The sequence below is a fragment of the Thermomonas fusca genome (genome assembly GCF_005862345.1).
GTDB classification, from domain to species: Bacteria; Pseudomonadota; Gammaproteobacteria; order Xanthomonadales; family Xanthomonadaceae; genus Thermomonas; species Thermomonas fusca.
Genome location: NZ_SROY01000001.1, coordinates 519,835 through 533,735, shown reverse-complemented (window position 1 = coordinate 533,735; position 13,901 = coordinate 519,835). Strand labels below are relative to the sequence as shown.

Below are 13,901 nucleotides of genomic sequence, written 5' to 3'. Positions count from 1 at the left end.
CGCAGCAGCCATGCCAGCCAGCGCTCAGTGCATCCTGGCCGCCGCTCGCTGCGGCAGAAACAGCACGCATCCAGCGATGAACACCAGCAGGATGAGCGAGGCGACCACTCGGCTCAGTGCCAGTCCACCGCTGGCCACCGGCTTGTCGAGGAAATCGCCAACCACTGCGCCGAGCGGCCGGGTCAGGATGAAGGCGGCCCAGAACAACAGCGTGGGCGACATGCGCGTGCGGAAATGCAGCAGTGCGACCAGCGCCAGCGCGCCGCCGAAGATCGCCATCGCGACGGTATAGCCCAGCCCGGCGGTGTCCGCCACCCAGTCGCCCAGTGCCGTTCCCAGCGTCTGCGAACACATGATGGCCAGCCAGTAGAAGCCTTCCGAGGCCGGATCACCGACGCTGTCGACCGCCACCGTGCCAAGCGTGCGCTTCCACCACCACAGCACACCCAGCACCATCAGCAACAGCAGGCTGGAGCCGCCGGCGTAGCCGATGCCCAGGGAGCGCGTCACGTAGTCGGCCAAGGTAGTGCCGACGGTGGTACTGGCGATCATGGCGAACCAGTACAGTGCTGGCCGGAAACGCGTGGCGCGAACCTGCGACCATACCGCGAGGGCGAAGATCAGCGAAAAAATGGCGGTGCCGATCAGATACCCCATGCCGTTCCCCAGCGCGGTGGTCTCGCCCAACCAGGACATCGTTACCGCATCGCCGCCGGTCTCGCCCAGCGTGGTCGCTGCGATCTTGGTGATCCAGAACCCCAGCGTTACCGCCGGCACTTTGGCCAGCGTCGTGGCAGGCCCGGCACGGCCCGGGGTGGTCGTCGACGCGCTCATTGCGGGGTTCTCGACATCGACACGGGCATCGGCCAAGCCTGCGTCTCAGACAGTAAGCGCTGCTCAGTTGAATCTCAGCCCCGCGTTAACCCGCGCGCCGCGCGCCTGTCACGTCAGCGGTGGTCGCACGGAGGTGCGGGACTGTGGCGTTAGCCTCGCCCTGCTGAAACCGCCTGCTTCATCTGCGCAATGACGGCCGCGTAATCCGGCTTGCCGAAGATCGCGCTGCCGGCGACGAAGGTGTCGGCGCCCGCCTTCGCGATCTCGCCGATGTTGTCCGGCTTCACCCCGCCGTCGATTTCCAACCGGATCGGCCGGCCGCTGGCGTCGATCATCGCGCGCACCTTGCGCAGCTGCTTGAGCGCGGACGGGATGAACGACTGCCCGCCGAAGCCGGGGTTCACCGACATCAGCAGCACGTAGTCGATCTCGTCCAGCATCGTATCCAGCACGTCCAGCGAGCTGGCCGGGTTGAACACCAGGCCGGCCTGGCAGCCCTTAGACTTGATCAGCTGCACGCTGCGGTGGACATGCTTGCTGGCCTCGGGGTGGAAGCTGATATGCGAGGCGCCGGCGTCAGCGAACATCGGGATCAGGCCGTCCACCGGCTCCACCATCAGGTGCACGTCGATCGGCGCGGTCACGCCGTGCTTGCGCAGCGCCTCGCAGACCAGCGGGCCGATGGTCAGGTTGGGCACGTAATGGTTGTCCATCACGTCGAAGTGCACCCAATCGGCGCCGGCGGCCAGCACGTTGTCCACTTCCTCGCCCAGCCTGGCGAAGTTGGCGGAGAGGATGGACGGGGCGATCACCGTTTCTTGGAACCGGGTCGGTTGCGTGCTCATTGCTTTCTCAGCTTCTGGATGCGGTCGTAGGCGGCGTTGATCTCGCGCGACTTGGTTTCGGCGAGCTTCTGCAGGTCGGGGGCGGCGCCGGCCACGCGGTCCGGGTGGTATTGGCTCATCAGCCGGCGGTAGGCGCGGTCGAGCTCGGCGTCGCTGGCGGTAGCCGGCAGCTCGAACACCCGGTAGGCCCAGTCCACATCGGCGTTGCCAGTGCTGTCGGCCGGCTGCTCCTGGCGCGGCCGGCGCTTTTCCGCGCGCCGCGGCGGCGTGAACCAGTCATGGTCGAAGGCGTAACCCACCAGCAGGCCCAGCAGGCCGCCCACCGGGTGGCGCAGCAGCAGCCAGCCGGCGATGAAGCCCAGGAATTGTCCGTACCAGCGTCGCATCCGCGCAGTTTACAGGGCCGCGGGGCGGCGCCGGCCTTAAACTAGGCACCCCACCGCAGCCCACATCCCCATGGCCACCACCCTGCTCCAGTCCGACCTGCCCGGCCTGAACCTGATCCACCGCGGCAAGGTCCGCGACGTGTTCGACCTCGGCGACGGCCATCTGCTGATGGTCGCCAGCGACCGCCTGAGCGCGTTCGACGTGGTGCTGCCCGACCCGATCCCCGGCAAGGGCGAGATGCTCTGCCAGATCAGCAATTTCTGGTTCGACAAGACCCGGCACATCATCGCCAACCACCTGACCGGGATCGACGTCGCCTCGGTGCTGCCAGCGGGCGTGGACGCGGCGCTGTACGCCAAGCGCGCGGTGGTGACGAAAAAGCTCAAGCCGGTGCCGGTGGAATGCATCGCCCGCGGCTACATCATCGGCAGCGGCTGGAAGGACTACCAGCTCCATGGCGCCATCAGCGGCATCGCCCTGCCCGCGGGGCTGCAGCAGGCGCAGCAGCTGGCCGAGCCGATCTTCACCCCGTCCACCAAGGCAGCGGTGGGCGACCACGACGAGAACATCGATTTCGCCGCCGCGGTCAATCTGGTCGGCCGCGAACAGGCCGAGGCGGTGCGCGACGCCACCCTCGCGATCTATGCGTTCGCGCGCGACTACGCCGCGCAGCGCGGGATCATCCTGGCCGACACCAAGTTCGAGTTCGGCACCGACGAGGACGGCAAGCTGTACGTGATGGACGAAATGCTGACCCCGGATTCCAGCCGCTACTGGCCGGCCGACGGCTATGCCATGGGCACCAGCCCGCCCAGCTACGACAAGCAGTTCGTGCGCGACTATCTGGAGACGCTGGATTGGAACAAGGCCGCGCCCGGGCCGAAGCTGCCCGCCGAGGTCATCGACAGAACCCGCGCCAAGTACGCAGAAGCACTGCAGAAGCTGGCCGGCATCAGCATCGACTGATCCGGCGATGCCCGGCGGCTACAACCCGCCGGGCAGCTCGGCTTCGAAGCGCGCGCCGCCCAGTTCCTGCGAGCGCCCCACGCGCAGCTGGCCGCGATAGCTCTTGAGGATGTCCTGCACGATCGACAGGCCGATGCCGTGGCCCTGCACGCGCTCGTCGCCGCGCACGCCGCGCTGCAGGACGTAGGCGATGCGGTCGTCGGCGATGCCCGGGCCATCGTCCTCCACCGCGATCAGCAGCCCGGCGCGGCGGCCGGCGACCTGCGGACCTTCCGCGATGGTCAGGAGCACCCGCGATTTCGCCCACTTGAAGGCGTTCTCCAGCAGGTTGCCCAGCAGCTCCTGCAGGTCGCCGGTTTCGCCGTGGAAGCGCGCCTCAGGCGCGATCTCGAATTCGCACAGCACGCCCTTGCTGGCATAGACCTTTTCCAGCCCGACCACGATCTGCTCGGCCTGCGGCTCGACCTCGATCGGCGCCGCGAACAGCTGGTGGCCGGAACGCGCCGCGCGCGCCAGCTGGTAGCCCACCAGATCGCTCATGCGGCGCAGCTGCGCGTCCACCTCGCTGCGCAGCTCGGCTTCGCCGGTGTCGGCGTCCAGCCGCGAGCGCAGCACCGCCAGCGGCGTCTTCAGGCTGTGCGCCAGGTCGGCCAGGGTATTGCGCTGGCGCTCCAGATTCTCGCGCTCGCTCTGGATGAAGGCGTTGATGCTGTCGGTCAACGGCTCCAGCTCGCGCGGATGCGCCTCGCTCATGCCGGCGGCGGCGCCCGCCTGCACCCGCTTGAGTTCGTCGATCACGTCGCGCAGCGGGCGCAGGCTCCAGCGCAGCACCAGCATCTGCAGCAGCAGCAGGACCGCGCCGGCGCCGCCCAGATACCACCACAGCGCCGCGCGGAACGCCGATACCTGCCGCCCCAGCGCGGTGGTGTCTTCGAGGATGTAGACGGTGTAGGGGATTTCGCGCTCGCCGGCCTCGTCGCTGAAGGCAAGCCCGTAGCCGTAGCGATAGACCTCGCCCGGCGCGCCGCTGATGCGGGTGAACGGAAGCGGCCCTTCGAACACCTGTCGGCCCGGATCCAGCAGCGCACCGTCGGGCAGGCGCGGGCCCTGCGCGGAATCCGACTCCCACTGCCCGCCGGCCAACACGATCTGTGCGTACAGCCCGCTGCCCGGGCGCTTGAAGCGCGAATCGGGCGGGTCCCACGGCGGAATCACGCTGCCGTCGCGGGCGAAGTCGCTGCCGGCATAGGCCAGCGCATAGCTGTGCAGGCGCTCGCGCATGCCGCTCTGGGCGGTGCTCTGGAAAGCGCGGTCGAGCGCGTAGCCGGCCAGCGCAAGGAAGGCGATCACGCCGAGGCTGGCCGCCCACAGCTGCCGCGACTGCAGCGAGCGCGGCTGGGCGATGCGCAGGCGCCGCACGCGCGACGGCGCGGCAGGGCCGGGCTCGACGGGTGCGGGGGTCATCCGCCTGCGCGCGGGGCCGCGGTCACTCGCCGCTGCGCGCGATGGCGAAGCGGTAGCCGCGGCCGCGCACGGTCTCGATCGGCTTCAGTTCGCCGTCCGGATCCAGCTTCTTGCGCAGGCGGCCGATGAAGACTTCCAGCACGTTGGAATCGCGGTCGAAATCCTGCTGGTAGATGTGCTCGGTGAGGTCGGCCTTCGACACCAGCTCGCCGGCGTGCATCATCAGGTATTCCAGCACCTTGTATTCGTAGCTGGTCAGATCGACGTTGCTGCCATTGACACTGACCGTCTGCGCGGCCAGATCCAGCACCACCGGCCCGCACTCCAGCGTGGGCTTGCTCCAGCCGGCGGCGCGGCGCACCAGCGCGTTGACCCGCGCCAGCAGTTCCTCGACGTGGAAAGGCTTGACCAGATAGTCGTCGGCGCCCTGCTTGAGCCCATCGACCTTGTCCTGCCAGCTGGAGCGCGCGGTCAGGATCAGCATCGGGAATTTCTTGCCTTCGTCGCGCAGCGCGCGGATCAGCTCCATGCCGCTCATCTTGGGCAGGCCGAGGTCGATGATGCCGACGTCGAACGGCACTTCGCGGCCCATGTACAGGCCTTCCTCGCCATCCTGCGCGGCATCCACGGCATAACCTTCGCGCTTCAGGCGCGCGGCCAGGGTTTCACGGAGCGGGGCTTCGTCTTCGACGAGCAGGATACGCATGGTCACTCCTTGGGAATGGGTCGGAAAGGCCGTTTATTCGTCGTCGCGCGGCGGCCGTGGCGACGGGCGTTCGCGACGGGCAGGATCCTGCATGAACACCCGCACCCGGCCCTGATCGTCCACCACCTTGACCCGGTGCATGTCGCGGCCATCGAACTGGACGCGCTCGGCCGACAGCACTTCGCCGCGGGTGTTGCGCTCGACCCGGCGCACCGCATCGGACAGACTTACGCGAGGCTGCGACTGCGGCTGCGGCTCGCGGTCCGGTTCCCGATCACGCGGCGGCTGCTGCGCCTGCTGGGCCATCGCCAGCGACGACGCCGTCAGCAGGACGGCGGCGAACAGGTTGGGCAGCAAGGTCGGAATGCGGGGCATGGCGTGACTGGCTTTGGATGGCAGGTACGGGGCCATTCTTGGAAGCAGGGGGTGAATCGGCCCTGAAGTTTCCTGAACAGGATAGCGCGCCGTTCAGCCTCTTGCCTGCCCCGGCTCAGAACAGCTCGCCGATGCAGCAGCGCAGCGAGCCGCCGGCCGCCTCGATGGCGTCCAGTTCCACCGCTTCGACCCGGAACCCGGCCTCGGCCAAGGTTGCGCGGTGTGCCGGCGACAGGGCCCTGCCCGCCGCCGCGCTCATCCATGCCGTGTCCGCCGACAGCGCGATGCAGTTGGCGACGAACGCGGCGTGTTCGGCGGCATCGCAGACCACCGCGTGCGGGGCGTACAGATCCGCAATCGCAGCGGCCACCGACGGTTCGGCGAAGCCGGCCGGGCAGACCACCGCGGCGCGCCCGGCCAGCACCGCCAGCACCACGTTGGTGTGGTATTCGCCAGCGGCGAGATCGAACAGCAGGGTGCCGCGCAGGCCAAACGCTTCGTGCATCAGCTTCGCTCCGGCTTCGTCGCAGCGCTCGGACAGGCCGCAGAAGCCCAGCCCGCGGGCGCGGTCGATCACCAGCGCGCCGGTCAGCTCGCAGGGATGCGGCTGGGTGGAAAGGTCGACTTCCTGCCGACCCAGCACGTCGCGAAAAAACGCGCGGATGTCGCTGCGTGCGGCTTCGCACTGGCGCACTTCGTGGCGCATGCGGCCGATGATGCTGCGGCCGGCGGCGGTGCCGAACACGTTGTTGGGGAACAGCGCGTCGGGGGTGTCGGGGCTGCCGGCGAAGCAGACCGTCGGCAGCACCGCCGACACCGCGCGCTGCAGGTCGCGGTGCTGGGCCGAGGCGCGGGCGGCGTCGAAGGCCGCGGCGTCGGCCATGTAGGCGTTGTCGCGCGCCGATTGTTCGGCGAGGCGGAAGCCGTCCGGCGCAACCAGGAAGGCGGCGCGCGCGGTGGCCGGACCGAAGTCGGCGGCGGTGGCGCGGGCAAGTGCGAAGAACGCATCGGTATCGCGGGTGATCATGTCGGCAGGGGTTCCCGTTCGGTCAATGACAAGGCCTGTTCCAGCAGCGCCCAGTCGGCGCCGGGCCGGTGCGCGCCTTCGCTGAGGATTTGCCGGAACGCGCGGCCGCCGTGCTGACCGGCAAACAGGCCCAGCAGGTGGCGGGTGATGTGCTTGAGGAACACGCCCTTGTGGAGTTGCGCCTCGACGTAGGGACGATACTCGCGCAGCAGTTCGGCGCGGCTGCGCAGCACGGCGCCGGACCAGCGCGCGTCGAGCTGATGCAGCAGGTAGGGCGTGTGGTAGGCGGCGCGGCCGAGCATCGCGCCCTCGAGATGCTGCAGATGCGCGGTGGCCTCGTCGGCATCGGCGATGCCGCCGTTGACCACCACCTGCAGCTGCGGGCGTTCGCGCTTGAGCCGGTAAGCCCAGTCATAGCGCAGCGGCGGCACCTCGCGGTTTTCCTTCGGCGAAAGCCCCTTCAGCCAGGCATTGCGCGCATGCACCACGAACATCCGGCAGCCAGCTTCGGCAATGGTGTCGATGAAGTCGATGAAACGCTCCCACTCGTGGTCGTCGTCCACGCCCAGCCGGCACTTCACCGTCACCGGCACGCCCGGCGCCGCGGCGATCATCGCCGCCACGCTGTCCGCCACCAGCGCCGGCTCGCGCATCAGGCACGCACCAAACCGCCCGGCCTGCACGCGGTCGGACGGGCAGCCGCAGTTGAGGTTGATCTCGTCATAGCCCCAGTCGGCGCCGATCCGCGCCGCCTGCGCCAGCAGCGCCGGCTCACTGCCGCCCAGCTGCAGCGCCACCGGGTGCTCGCAGGGGTCCATCGCCAGCAGCCGCGCGCGGTCGCCCAGCACCACCGCGTTGGCATGCACCATTTCCGAATACAGCCGTGCGCTTGGCGCCAGCAGCCGGTGGAACACGCGGCAGTGCGAATCCGTCCAATCCATCATCGGGGCGACGGACAGGCGCAGCTGGTCGGCGGGAATGGCGGGAGAGGCGTTCACGCGGCGCATTGTACGGAGGCCGGGGCAAGCCCCGCCGCGATGCGCGAGAATAGGCGGTCCGTTCGAGCACTGCCTGCCCACCATGATGAACACCAGCTACCGCAAATACCTGCCCGGCACCGCGCTGGATTATTTCGATGCGCGGGAGGCGGTGGAAGCGCTGAAACCGGGCGCCTGGGCGGAGCTGCCGTACACCGCGCGGGTGCACGCCGAGAACATCGTGCGCAAGGCGGAGCCGACCCGCATCAACGACTACCTGCTGCAGCTGGTCGAACGCCGCCGCGACCTCGACTTCCCGTGGTTCCCGGCACGCGTGGTCTGCCACGACATCCTTGGCCAGACCGCGCTGGTCGACCTGGCCGGCCTGCGCGAAGCCATCGCCGCTGCCGGCGGCGATCCGGCGCAGGTCAACCCGGTGGTGCCGGTGCAGCTGATCGTCGACCACTCGCTGGCGGTGGAGGCGCCGGGCTTCGACCCGCAGGCGTTCGCGAAAAACCGCGCCATCGAGGATCGCCGCAACGCCGACCGTTTCGACTTCATCGAGTGGTGCCGCTTGGCCTTCGACAACGTCGACGTGATCCCGGCGGGCAACGGGATCATGCATCAGATCAATCTGGAGAAGATGTCGCCGGTGATCTACACCCGCGACGGCGTGGCCTTCCCCGATACCTGCGTCGGCACCGATTCGCATACCCCGCACGTGGACGCGCTGGGCGTGATTGCCGTCGGCGTCGGCGGCTTGGAAGCGGAGAGCGTGATGCTGGGCCGCGCGTCGATGATGCGCCTGCCCGACATCGTGGCGGTGGAACTCGCCGGCCGGCCCGGCCCCGGCATCACCGCCACCGACGTGGTGCTGGCGCTGACCGAATTCCTGCGCCAGCAGAAGGTGGTCGGTGCGTATCTGGAGTTCCGCGGCGAAGGCGCATCCGCGCTGACCATCGGCGACCGTGCCACGATTTCCAACATGGCGCCGGAGTATGGCGCCACCGCGGCGATGTTCTTCATCGACGACAACACCCTGGACTACCTGCGCCTGACCGGTCGCGACGATGCGCAGGTGGCGCTGGTGGAAACCTATGCGAAGACCGCCGGCTTCTGGGCCGACGACCTGCTGCACGCGCGCTACGAGCGCACCCTGCATTTCGACCTGTCCAGCGTGACCCGCACGTTGGCGGGGCCGAGCAACCCCCACCGCCGGCTGCCGGTGACGGCGCTGGCAGAGCGTGGCATCGCCGATGAAACCAAGCTCGACGCCGCTCGCGACGAGGAAGCGCAAGGCCTGATTCCCGACGGCGCGGTGATCATCGCCGCCATCACCAGCTGCACCAACACCTCCAACCCGCGCAACGTGATCGCCGCCGCGCTGCTGGCGCGCAACGCCAACGCGCGCGGGCTGGCCCGCAAGCCGTGGGTGAAGAGCTCGCTGGCGCCCGGCTCGAAGGCGGTACAGCTGTATCTGGAAGACGCCAAGCTGCTGCCGGAGCTGGAACAGCTGGGCTTCGGCATCGTCGGCTTCGCCTGCACTACCTGCAACGGCATGAGCGGCGCGCTGGACCCGGCCATCCAGAAGGAAGTGATCGAGCGCGACCTGTACGTGACCGCGGTGCTGTCCGGCAACCGCAATTTCGACGGCCGCATCCATCCGTATGCGAAGCAGGCGTTCCTCGCCTCGCCGCCGCTGGTGATCGCCTACGCGATTGCCGGCACGGTGCGCTTCGACATCGAGAAGGACGTGCTTGGGATCGATCGCGACGGCAATGAAGTGCGGCTCAAGGACATCTGGCCGTCCGACGCCGAGATCGACGCGGTGGTGAAAGCCAGCGTCAAGCCGGAGCAGTTCCGCAGGGTGTACGAGCCGATGTTCGCGCCGCGCGCGCGCGGCCAGCAAGCCAAGCCGCTGTACGACTGGCGCCCGCAGAGCACCTACATCCGCTGCCCTCCGTATTGGGAAGGCGCGCTGGCGGGCGAGCGCACCATGCACGGCATGCGCGCGCTGGCGGTGCTGGGCGACAACATCACCACCGACCACCTGTCGCCGTCCAACGCGATCCTGGGCTCCAGCGCCGCCGGCGAATACCTGGCGAAGATGGGCCTGCCGGAAGAGGACTTCAATTCCTACGCCACCCATCGCGGCGACCACCTGACCGCGCAGCGCGCGACCTTCGCCAATCCCAAGCTGCTCAACGAGATGGTGCGCAACCAGGACGGCAGCGTGCGCCAGGGTTCGCTGGCGCGGATCGAGCCGGACGGCAAGGTGGTGCGGATGTGGGAGGCGATCGAAACCTACATGCAGCGCCGCCAGCCGCTGATCATCATCGCCGGCGCGGATTACGGCCAGGGCAGCTCGCGCGACTGGGCGGCCAAGGGCGTGCGCCTGGCCGGCGTGGAGGCGATCGTGGCCGAGGGCTTCGAGCGCATCCATCGCACCAACCTGGTCGGCATGGGCGTGCTGCCGCTGCAGTTCCAGCCCGGCACCACCCGCCTGATGCTGGCCATCGACGGCAGCGAGACCTTCGACGTTTTCGGCACGCCCGCGCCCGGCGCCATCCTGACGCTGCGCATCCATCGCCGCGATGGCAAAACCGTCGAAGTGCCGGTCACCTGCCGGCTGGATTCCGACGAGGACGTGCACATCTACGCCGCCGGCGGCGTGCTGCAGCGATTCGCGCAGGATTTCATCGCCGCCAACAGCGCCGGCTGAACCCCCGGCCGCGCGCGCCTGACCAAGCCACATGCCCTTGCAATGGGCATGTGTCGCCGCGACTGCCCGTGAAAGAGTACCATTACGGTACTGATTGATACGGGAGTGCATCCATGTCCTCGCCTGTGCTGTCTGCCAGGGCCGATTGGGACGACGTGCTGGTCGACATCGTCGACTACGTCCGCGATTTCCAACCCACCTCCGCGCTGGCGTGGCGGAGTGCGCGGCTGGTGCTGATCGATTCGCTGGGCTGCGCGCTGGAAGCGCTGGAGCACTCCGCCTGCACCAAGCTGCTCGGACCGGTGGTGCCCGGCGCCACGCTGGAAAACGGCGCGCGCGTGCCCGGCACCGGCTTGCAACTGGACCCCGTCAAGGCCGCGTTCGACATCGGCGCGACGATCCGCTGGCTGGACTTCAACGACACCTGGCTGGCCGCCGAATGGGGCCACCCGTCCGACAACCTCGGTGCCATCCTCGCGGTGGCCGACTGGCGCAGCCGCGCCGGCGCGGCGCTGAGCATGCGCGAAGTGCTGGCCTGCGCGATCAAGGCGCACGAGATCCAGGGCGTGATGGCGCTGAAGAATTCGTTCAACCAGGTCGGGCTGGACCACGTCGCGCTGGTGAAGCTGGCCTCCACCGCGGTGGTGTCGGCGCTGCTCGGGCTCAGCCGCGAACAGGCGCTGGCGGCGCTGTCGCAGGTGTTCGTGGACGGCCAGAGCCTGCGCACTTACCGGCACGCGCCCAACACCGGCTCGCGCAAGAGCTGGGCCGCCGGCGACGCCTGTTCGCGCGCGGTGCGGCTGGCGCTGATCGCGCAGACCGGCGAGATGGGCTATCCCGCCGCGCTGACCGCACCGGCGTGGGGCTTCTACGACGTGAGCTTCCAGGGGCGCGAGTTCCGCTTCGAGCGCGAGTACGGCAACCACGTGATCGAGAACGTGCTGTTCAAGATCAGCTACCCGGCCGAGTTCCATGCACAGAGCGCGGTGGAGGCGGCGATGACGCTGCATCAGCGGCTGCGCGAACTCGGCCGCAGCATCGACGACATCGAGAAAATCGTCATCCGCACCCAGGCCGCGTGCATGCGCATCATCGACAAGGACGGCCCGCTGGATAACCCCGCCGACCGCGACCACTGCATCCAGTACATGGTGGCGGTGCCGCTGCTGTTCGGCCGCCTGACCGCCGAAGACTACGACGACGCCATCGCCGCCGACCCGCGCATCGACGCGCTGCGCGCGCGCATCCGCTGCGTCGAGGAACCGCAGTTCACCGCCGACTACCACGATCCGGACAAGCGCAGCATTGCCAACGGCCTGACCGTGCATTTCAGGGACGGCAGCGCGCTGGACGAGGTGCTGGTGGAATACCCCATCGGCCATCCGCGCCGCCGCGATGAAGGCCTGCCGCTGCTGGAGCAGAAGTTCCGCCGCAACCTGGCGCGGCGCTTCGATGCCGCGCGCCAGCAGCGCATCCTCGACGTGGCGCTGGACCAGGCGCGGCTGGAAGCCATGCCGGTGCGCGAGTTCATGGACCTGCTGGCGGGCTGAATTCGCACCGGCGCCGGCAAGGCGCGAAAATGGGCGCCCGCACCCACTGCAGGCACCAACATGTCATCGCTTCCGCAACTGCGCATCCCCGCCACCTACATGCGCGGCGGCACCTCCAAAGGCGTGTTCTTCCGGCGCGACGACCTGCCGGAGGCCGCGCGGGTGGCGGGGGCGGCGCGCGATGCGCTGCTGCTGCGGGTGATCGGTTCGCCCGATCCCTACGGCAAGCACACCGACGGCATGGGCGGGGCGACCTCGTCCACGTCCAAGACGGTGATCATCGCCGCCGCCAGCGTGCCCGATCACGACGTCGACTATCTGTACGGCCAGGTCAGCATCGATACCGCCTTCGTGGACTGGTCGGGCAACTGCGGCAACCTCACCACCGCGGTCGGCCCGTTCGCGATCGCCAACGGCTTCATCCCTGCCGAACGGATCCCGCAGGACGGCACCGTCACCGTGCGGGTGTGGCAGGCCAACATCGGCAAGACCATCCTGGTGCACGTGCCGGTGCGCGGCGGGCAGGTGCAGGAAACCGGCGATTTCGAGCTGGACGGCGTGACCTTCCCCGCCGCCGAGATCGTGCTGGAGTTCATCGACCCGTCCGACGACGAGGGCGATGGCGGTTCGATGTTTCCCACCGGCAATCTGGTCGATGATCTGGACGTGCCGGGCGTCGGCACGCTCAAGGCAACCATGATCACCGCCGGCATTCCCACCGTATTCGTCAACGCCACCGACATCGGTTTTGCCGGCACCGAGCTGCAGCCGGCAATCAACGAAGACAAGGCGGCGCTGGCCAAGCTGGAAGCGATCCGCGTGGCCGGCGCGCTGCGCATGGGGTTGATTCGGACGGCTGAAGAAGCGGCCACCCGCCAGCACACGCCGAAGGTGGCGTTGGTCGCGCCGGCGCAGGACTACACCTCATCCAGCGGCAAGCGCATCGACGCCGGCAGCATCGACCTCAACGTGCGTGCGATGTCGATGGGCAAGCTCCACCACGCAATGATGGGCACCGCCTCGGTCGCCATCGCCACCGCGGCGGCGGTGCCGGGAACGCTGGTGAACCTGGCTGCCGGCGGCGGCACGCACGATGCGGTGAACTTCGGCCATCCCTCCGGCACGTTGGCGGTCGGCGCATCCGTCGCGCGGATCGATGGCCAGTGGACGGTGACACGCGCCGTGATGAGCCGCAGCGCGCGGGTGCTGATGGAAGGCTGGGTGCGGGTGCCGCCGGCCTGACCGACGCGCCACACCATCACGGAGCGCCGGCCGGTTGCCCCTGCAGCGAAATCAAGGAGGAGGCAGCGGGCGTCAGTCCGCTGCCGGGGGACATTCGCTGCGGGGGCAACCGGCCGGCGCACGCGACTTAACGCAACGGCGCTCGCCGGGGGGCTTTAGTGGTGGTCGCGGCCCTTGCCGTTGCCCTTGCCGCTATTGCCCTTGCCATTTCCGTGACCATTGCCGCGGTCATGGTTGCTCGCGCCGTTGTGCATCTTGCCCGGCTTGTTGCCATGACCCTTGCCACGGTTCGGATAGGCGCGGCGCAGATCGTCGTCCAGGGAGATCGGGCGCGACCAGCGGTCATAGGTCGGCACGAAGCCGCGCTTCAGCCGGTGGAACTCCGCCGAACCCGGTTTGATGCCCAACCGCTTGGCCACCACGCCCCAACCCTGGCCGCGATTGGCCTGCCACTCGTCGGCGACGTAGCGGCACGGCCGGTTGATGATCTGGGCGATGGTGCAGGCGTAGTAGACATCGCCCGGCGCCCAGCGGCGGTTGACCAGCAGATCGGTCACGAGATCACGCGGCGCGCCGTGGTAGCGCACCATCTCGTCGATGAAGGGATCGCGATAGCTGTAACCGTAGCGGTTGATGTCCGCCAGCTGGGTATCCACCCAGACATCGCCGCTGCGCGGATTCCAGTTAAGGCTGAGGGTCTGTGCGCTCACGCTGCCCGCACCTGCTGCAAGCGCGGCGGCCAGGGTGAGCGAGGACATCAGGCGAATGCGGCGCATGGGAAGCTCCTTTGCGATGCCGGTCGTGCC

Annotated in this window: 13 protein-coding genes; 4 read left to right on the top strand and 9 right to left on the bottom strand. The window is 68.7% G+C overall.

Annotated elements, in window-relative coordinates; all coding sequences use genetic code 11:
* Positions 1–24: 24 nt before the first annotated feature.
* The 3 genes from E5S66_RS02425 to E5S66_RS02415 all read right to left on the bottom strand — a co-directional run bounded on the left by E5S66_RS02425 (position 25) and on the right by E5S66_RS02415 (position 2,065).
* Positions 25–870, bottom strand: coding sequence for a COG4705 family protein (locus E5S66_RS02425; RefSeq protein ID WP_246037106.1), 846 nt, complete (start codon positions 868–870; stop codon positions 25–27).
* 113 nt (positions 871–983) lie between these two features.
* A complete protein-coding gene (gene rpe, locus E5S66_RS02420) occupies positions 984–1,679 on the bottom strand; it encodes a ribulose-phosphate 3-epimerase (protein ID WP_138347183.1) in 696 nt (231 codons plus the stop codon).
* The gene (locus tag E5S66_RS02415) at positions 1,676–2,065 is read right to left on the bottom strand and encodes a J domain-containing protein (RefSeq protein ID WP_138347181.1); all 390 of its coding nucleotides are present in this window, start codon (positions 2,063–2,065) and stop codon (positions 1,676–1,678) included. Before E5S66_RS02415 ends, rpe begins: the two co-directional genes overlap by 4 nt.
* A 70-nt stretch (positions 2,066–2,135) precedes the next feature.
* Between E5S66_RS02415 and E5S66_RS02410 the strand changes: the two genes are divergently transcribed.
* On the top strand, positions 2,136–3,032 hold the full coding sequence (locus E5S66_RS02410; RefSeq protein WP_138347179.1) for a phosphoribosylaminoimidazolesuccinocarboxamide synthase: 897 nt from the start codon (positions 2,136–2,138) through the stop codon (positions 3,030–3,032).
* Between the two features lie 18 nt (positions 3,033–3,050).
* On the opposite strand, the gene E5S66_RS02405 is transcribed toward E5S66_RS02410, so the two are convergent.
* From E5S66_RS02405 to dusA, 5 genes are all read right to left on the bottom strand, one after another.
* Positions 3,051–4,496 carry an ATP-binding protein gene (locus tag E5S66_RS02405; RefSeq protein ID WP_138347177.1) on the bottom strand — a complete coding sequence of 482 codons (1,446 nt, stop codon included), beginning with the start codon at positions 4,494–4,496 and terminating at the stop codon, positions 3,051–3,053.
* Between the two features lie 22 nt (positions 4,497–4,518).
* A complete protein-coding gene (locus E5S66_RS02400) occupies positions 4,519–5,202 on the bottom strand; it encodes a response regulator transcription factor (RefSeq protein WP_028839094.1) in 684 nt (227 codons plus the stop codon).
* Between the two features lie 33 nt (positions 5,203–5,235).
* Positions 5,236–5,577 carry a PepSY domain-containing protein gene (locus tag E5S66_RS02395; RefSeq protein ID WP_138347175.1) on the bottom strand — a complete coding sequence of 114 codons (342 nt, stop codon included), beginning with the start codon at positions 5,575–5,577 and terminating at the stop codon, positions 5,236–5,238.
* A 115-nt stretch (positions 5,578–5,692) separates the two neighbouring features.
* The gene (locus E5S66_RS02390; RefSeq protein WP_138347173.1) at positions 5,693–6,604 is read right to left on the bottom strand and encodes an arginine deiminase-related protein; all 912 of its coding nucleotides are present in this window, start codon (positions 6,602–6,604) and stop codon (positions 5,693–5,695) included.
* Positions 6,601–7,548 carry a tRNA dihydrouridine(20/20a) synthase DusA gene (dusA, locus tag E5S66_RS02385; protein ID WP_246037138.1) on the bottom strand — a complete coding sequence of 316 codons (948 nt, stop codon included), beginning with the start codon at positions 7,546–7,548 and terminating at the stop codon, positions 6,601–6,603. The genes E5S66_RS02390 and dusA overlap by 4 nt, the downstream gene beginning before the upstream one ends.
* A 139-nt stretch (positions 7,549–7,687) precedes the next feature.
* Between dusA and acnD the strand changes: the two genes are divergently transcribed.
* The 3 genes from acnD (at position 7,688) to prpF (ending at position 13,095) form a co-directional block, all read left to right on the top strand.
* Positions 7,688–10,303: a Fe/S-dependent 2-methylisocitrate dehydratase AcnD gene (acnD, locus tag E5S66_RS02380; RefSeq protein ID WP_138347169.1), complete on the top strand. Its 2,616-nt coding sequence runs from the start codon at positions 7,688–7,690 to the stop codon at positions 10,301–10,303.
* A gap of 113 nt (positions 10,304–10,416) precedes the next feature.
* Entirely contained in the window at positions 10,417–11,853 is a 1,437-nt protein-coding gene (locus E5S66_RS02375) for a bifunctional 2-methylcitrate dehydratase/aconitate hydratase (protein WP_138347168.1), read from the top strand.
* Positions 11,854–11,913: 60 nt separating this feature from the next.
* Positions 11,914–13,095, top strand: a complete 1,182-nt coding sequence (gene prpF / locus E5S66_RS02370) for a 2-methylaconitate cis-trans isomerase PrpF (protein ID WP_138347166.1) — start codon at positions 11,914–11,916, stop codon at positions 13,093–13,095.
* A 155-nt stretch (positions 13,096–13,250) separates the two neighbouring features.
* Here the strand turns inward: prpF and E5S66_RS02365 are convergent, their stop codons facing one another.
* Positions 13,251–13,871, bottom strand: coding sequence for a hypothetical protein (locus E5S66_RS02365; RefSeq protein WP_138347164.1), 621 nt, complete (start codon positions 13,869–13,871; stop codon positions 13,251–13,253).
* Between the last annotated feature and the right edge of the window lie 30 nt (positions 13,872–13,901).